Here is a 3954-nt window from a genome sequence, read left to right as displayed (position 1 = left end):
GCTGCCGTGCGCGCCCGCTATGACATCGATGTCCTGCGTTCGCGCTTCGGGGTCTCCTTCGAACAGGCGGCCAACCGGCTGACCATGCTGCAGCGGCAGGGTGCCTCGGGCGTGCCGTTTTTCATGCTGGAGGTCGACAATGCCGGCAACCGCTTCCGCAAGGCCGGCAGCCAGGGCTTTCCTCAAAGCCGCTTTGGCGGCGGCTGTCCCAAGCTGCCCGTGCATGTCGCCTTCACCCAGCCCGGCCAGGTCTTCGTCGAGGCAGTGGAAATGCCCGACGGCGCCGAGTTCCTGTGCATCGCCCGCACGCTGGAAGGGCCGCAAGGCGCATTCTCGGAACGCCCGCGCCGCACCGCGCTGCTGCTCGGTTGCGACATCGGCTTTCGTGACGATATCGTCTATGGCGCGGCATTGCCCGGTGCGGCAATCACCGCAAAGGCCGGCACCGTCGCGGCGACGCCGGTCGGGCCTGCTTGCCGGCTTTGCGAACGCGTCGGCTGCCTGGCGCGGGCAGAACCGCCGGTGACGCGCCCGCTCGGCCTCGACGAGATGGTGACGGGCCTGAGTGCTTTCGATTTTCAGTGACGCCGTGTTCTTCTGAAATGGAGGAAGGTGCCACAATTGTCGGCGGCCGCTGGCTCAGTTCCGGCCTGCGCCTTTGCGTTACGCCAACAGAGCATCTTTTTGTCGTCCCTTGCGCATCGTCCCGTCCACAAGAGCCCGACAGTGGCAGCCATGATCGATACCGCATCGCCGATCGTCGCATCGCCAGCCGTCTCGCCGCGCGAGGAGCGCGTCGGCATGCTTTTGGTCTTCCTGTCGGCGCTGATGTGGAGTTTCGGCGGCGCCATCGCCCGCTTCATCACTGTCGGTGACAGCTGGACGGTCATTTTCTGGCGATCCGTGTGGGCAGCCGCCTTCCTGGTCTGCTTCATGGTTTGGCGTGACGGCTGGCGTGGCATGCTGAAGCTGTTCCGTGACATGGGGTTGCCCGGCCTTGCCGTCGGGATCTGCTTTGCCACGGCATCGACCGCCTTCGTCGTGGCGCTCGCCTACACCACCGTCGCTAACATCCTTTTGATGCAGGCAGGCGTGCCGTTGCTGGCGGCGCTGTTTGCTTGGGCATTGTTTCGCGAAAGGGTTGGTGTCGCGACCTGGGTGGCAATCGCCGCCGTCATCACCGGCGTCGCCATCATGGTGTCGGAATCGCTCGATGGCGCCGTCTCGCCCATAGGCGATGGGCTGGCGCTGTTGATCGCGGTCATGTTTTCAGTCGCCACCGTCATCACCCGGCGGTTCTCCGGCGTGCGCATGACGCCGGCGACGTGCCTCGGCACCATGCTCGCGGCCGGCTTTGCCGTCTCGCAGGCATCGACCCTCACCGTATCTGTCAGTGACATGGGCTTTCTGTTTGCCTTCGGCGTGGTCAATCTCGGCCTCGGCCTGGCCTTCTTCGCCACCGGCGCGCGACTGATCCCGGCGGCCATCGCGGCGCTGCTCGGCACGTTCGAGCCGATCCTCGGCCCGATATGGGTCTGGCTCATTCATTCCGAGGTGCCGTCGGGGCGCACCATCATCGGCGGCGCGGTTGTGGTCACGGCGCTGCTCGTCCATATCGGGCTCGAATTCAAGCGCCAGGCAAGGCCCGAACGCGCAGGGGTCACCGGGGTGCCGTCACCTAATTGAAGCGGCCTGCAGCTTTGCCATTGACAACGTCGCTGCGGCACGGGCAGGCTGGGAATACGGCAACAACAAGACAGGCGTATCTTGCCAAGTCTCCCAGCCGGTCCGATCGGGACCGGACCATATCGTCGTATCTCTGCCCGCGCCATGGCGAAAGCCTCTGACGGTATTGGCACGCCTCCCAGGCCGCCTCAGGGGCATCCAACCATCTCATCGAACCGCCTGCATGGTCTCGGCAGTTCGCGCTTGTCGCCCCTTGGAAAGCTCAATAGTCTGAAGAAAATGCCGGTCGCGCTGATGTCGCGACGAGCCGGTGAAGGAACACTCATCAAAGGAGAATAGCATGATCCGCAAAGCGCTCTGGCTTTCGGCAACGTCGGCATTCCTGACATTTTTCACCGTCGGCGGTCACGCCGAAGATCGTGTCGTCAACGTCTTCAACTGGTCGGACTACATCGACAGTTCGATCATCGACGATTTCACCAAGGAAACCGGCATCAAGGTCGTCTATGATACCTTCGATTCCAACGAAATCCTTGAGACCAAGCTGCTTGCCGGCGGCAGCGGCTATGACGTCGTCGTGCCCAGCGGCAATTTCCTTGCGCGCCAGATCCAGGCCGGCGTGTTCCAGAAGCTCGACAAGTCGAAGCTGCCCAACATTTCCAACATGTGGGATACGGTTTCGGAACGCACGGCCAAGTACGACCCCGGCAACGAATACTCGGTCAACTACATGTGGGGCACGGTCGGCATCGGCTACAACATCAAGAAGGTGCAGGCGGCACTCGGCACCGACAAGATCGACAGCTGGGATGTCTTCTTCAACCCCGACAGCCTGGCCAAACTGAAGGACTGCGGCGTCTACGTGCTGGACTCGCCGGCCGACATCATTCCGGCTGCACTGAAATATCTCGGCCTCGACCCGAACAGCACATCGCCCGACGATATCGCCAAGGCCGAGGAGACCTTGCTCAAGGTCCGACCTTATATCAGGAAGTTCCATTCCTCCGAATACATCAACGCGCTCGCCAACGGCGATATCTGCCTGGCCGTCGGCTGGTCGGGTGACGTGTTCCAGGCCCGCAACCGCGCGGTCGAGGCCAAGCAGGGCGTCGAGATCGGCTATTCCGTGCCGAAGGAGGGTGCGCAGATGTGGTTCGACCAGATGGCGATCCCTGCCGACGCGCCGCATGTCGCGGAGGCGCTCGAGTTCATCAACTACATGATGAAGCCGGAAGTTATCGCCAAGTCGTCGAACTACGTGCTCTACGCAAACGGCAACAAGGCTTCGCAGCAATTCGTCGACAAGGCACTGTTGGAGGATCCCTCGGTTTATCCCGATGCCGAGACCATAAAGAAGCTCTACACCGTCTCGCCATACGATCCCAAGACCCAGCGCGTCATCACGCGCACCTGGACCAAGATCGTCACCGGCCAGTAAGCAATCCGACACGGTCCCGGCAGCCACCTGCCGGGACCGTTTTTACCTGGGGCAAGAAGCAAGAAAATCAGGACGGAGTGGGACATGAAATCGCTTGGCAGCATCCGCAGGGATTTTGCACCGTGGAACGACCCGAACGCCAAGCCGTACATCCAGTTCGACAACGTCACCAAGAAGTTCGGTGACTTCACCGCCGTCAACAATCTGTCTCTGACCATCTTCGAGCGCGAGTTCTTCGCGCTGCTCGGTGCTTCCGGTTGTGGAAAGTCGACGCTGCTCAGGATGCTCGCCGGCTTCGAGGAGCCGACAGCCGGCCGCATTCTGCTCGATGGCCAGGATCTGCGCGGCATCCCGCCCTACCGGCGGCCGGTCAACATGATGTTCCAGTCCTATGCGCTGTTCCCGCATATGACGGTCGAGAACAACATCGCCTTCGGCCTCAAGCAGGACGGCATGCCGAAGCCCGAAATCGCATCGCGCGTTGCCGAGATGCTGAAGCTGGTCAAGCTCGAGCAGTTCGCCAAGCGCAAGCCGCATCAACTGTCCGGCGGCCAGCGCCAGCGCGTCGCGCTCGCCCGCTCGGTCGCCAAGCGGCCGAAGGTGCTGCTGCTCGACGAGCCGCTCGGCGCGTTGGACAAGAAGCTGCGCGAAGAGACGCAGTTCGAACTGATGGACCTGCAGCAGAATCTCGGCCTGACCTTCGTCGTCGTCACCCACGACCAGGAAGAGGCGATGACCATGGCCGATCGCATCGCCATCATCGACAAGGGCGAGGTGATGCAGGTGGCAACGCCGGCCGAAGTTTACGAGGCGCCGGGATCGCGTTTCGT

Annotated in this window: 4 protein-coding genes; all 4 read left to right on the top strand. The window is 62.4% G+C overall.

Going from position 1 to position 3954, the window contains the following annotated elements:
- Nucleotides 1–585: short-chain fatty acyl-CoA regulator family protein (locus ENZ74_RS24515; RefSeq protein WP_164761178.1), on the top strand; the 585-nt coding region annotated here is incomplete at its 5' end.
- 150 nt (nt 586–735) lie between these two features.
- Entirely contained in the window at nt 736–1686 is a 951-nt protein-coding gene (locus tag ENZ74_RS24510; RefSeq protein ID WP_063170073.1) for a DMT family transporter, read from the top strand.
- Nucleotides 1687–2026: 340 nt separating this feature from the next.
- Nucleotides 2027–3124, top strand: a complete 1098-nt coding sequence (locus ENZ74_RS24505; protein WP_013530248.1) for a polyamine ABC transporter substrate-binding protein — start codon at nt 2027–2029, stop codon at nt 3122–3124.
- A gap of 84 nt (nt 3125–3208) precedes the next feature.
- Nucleotides 3209–3954: ABC transporter ATP-binding protein (locus tag ENZ74_RS24500; protein ID WP_164761177.1), on the top strand; the 746-nt coding region annotated here is incomplete at its 3' end.

The sequence above is a fragment of the Mesorhizobium sp. M7A.F.Ca.CA.002.15.2.1 genome, from assembly GCF_003998715.1.
Lineage (GTDB): Bacteria > Pseudomonadota > Alphaproteobacteria > Rhizobiales > Rhizobiaceae > Mesorhizobium > Mesorhizobium ciceri.
This window is presented reverse-complemented; position numbering and strand designations above follow the sequence as displayed.

Excerpts from the sequence above, each read along its gene's own strand:
- ENZ74_RS24510 (WP_063170073.1), top strand. The coding sequence starts at position 736 with ATGATCGATACCGCATCGCCGATCGTCGCATCGCCAGCCGTCTCGCCG.
- ENZ74_RS24505 (WP_013530248.1), top strand. The coding sequence starts at position 2,027 with ATGATCCGCAAAGCGCTCTGGCTTTCGGCAACGTCGGCATTCCTGACA.